The 1,568-nt window shown below is 48.3% G+C and carries 1 protein-coding gene; it reads right to left on the minus strand.

The features are described 5' to 3' along the window. Window positions 1–1,568: CLIPPER-2 domain-containing protein (locus MM213_RS20580; protein ID WP_439647574.1), on the minus strand; the 1,568-nt coding region annotated here is incomplete at both ends.

A 1,568-nucleotide genomic window follows, 5' to 3' on the forward strand; every position in this document is an offset into this window, starting at 1 on the left:
TTGCCGTCAACGTGTATGTAATCACTTCGCCTGCCTGCGTTACAGTGGATCCGTTGTCGGATTTGCTGATGCTCAAGCCTGCATTGTTGTCTATAGGTGTCTCAATCTCCGTCTCGCCCTCTGGATCTTCTCCTTCTGGGTTCGGATTCTCTCCTTTTACAAAGGCTGTGTTCAACACTGAACCAGAATCTACATCTGACTGCGTAACCGTGTAGCTGGTCTCTCTAACCGCTACCTGACCCGGTGCCAATGTTCCGACATTCTCTTCAAAGCCTGTCAATGGATCTGTGATCACAACATTTCCTATCGTCACATTACCTGTATTCGTTGCCGTCAACGTGTAKGTRATCACTTCGCCTGCCTGCGTYACAGTGGATCCGTTGTCGGATTTGCTGATKCTCAAGCCTGCATTGTTGTCTATAGGTGTCTCTATCTCTGTCTCGCCCTCTGGATCTTCTCCTTCTGGGTTCGGATTCTCTCCTTTTACAAAGGCTGTGTTCAACACTGAACCAGAATCTACATCTGACTGCGTAACCGTATAGCTAGTCTCTCTAACCACTACCTGACCCGGTGCCAATGTTCCAACATTCTCTTCAAAGCCTGTCAATGGATCTGTGATCACAACATTTCCTATCGTCACATTACCTGTATTCGTTGCCGTCAACGTGTAGGTGATCACTTCGCCTGCCTGCGTCACAGTSGATCCGTTGTCGGATTTGCTGATGCTTAATGAGATATTTTGAATTGCATTTATCGTCTCTGTATCTGTATTCGTCACATCACTTCCTGTAGGAGGTGTGCCTGTTGCCGTTGCTGTATTCTCTACCGATCCCGCATCCACATCAGCCTGTGTAAYCGTATAGGTTGCCGTAAACTCCGCAACCCCATTCGGTGCCAACGTAGTCGTACCTGATGTCTGGGTGATTGCTCCCAAACCTGGCAACGCATCCACAACATTTACATTGCTCAACGTGAAGTCSCCAGTRTTCTCTACYCTGAACGTGTAGGTAATCACATCGTCAACAACATAGCTAGACTGACTCGCTGATTTAKCTATRCTGATCGATGATCCTGCCGAACTGTCAACCGTGATCGTCTCTGTATCTGTATTCGTCACATCACTTCCTGTAGGAGGTGTACCTGTTGCCGTTGCTGTATTCTCTACCGATCCCGCATCCACATCCGACTGTGTAATCGTATAGGTTGCCGTAAACTCCGCAACCCCATTCGGTGCCAACGTAGTCGTRCCTGATGTCTGGGTGATTGCTCCCAAACCTGGCAACGCATCCACAACATTTACATTGCTCAACGTGAAGTCGCCAGTATTCTCTACCCTGAACGTGTAGGTAATCACATCGTCAACAACATAGCTAGACTGACTCGCTGAYTTAKCTATRCTGATCGATGMTCCTGCCGAACTGTCAACCGTGATCGTCTCTGTATCTGTATTCGTCACATCACTTCCTGTAGGAGGTGTRCCTGTTGCCGTTGCTGTATTCTCTACCGATCCCGCATCCACATCMGMCTGTGTAAYCGTATAGGTTGCCGTAAACTCCGCAACCCCATTC

The sequence above is a fragment of the Belliella alkalica genome (assembly GCF_022549785.1).
Taxonomy (GTDB): domain Bacteria; phylum Bacteroidota; class Bacteroidia; order Cytophagales; family Cyclobacteriaceae; genus Belliella; species Belliella alkalica.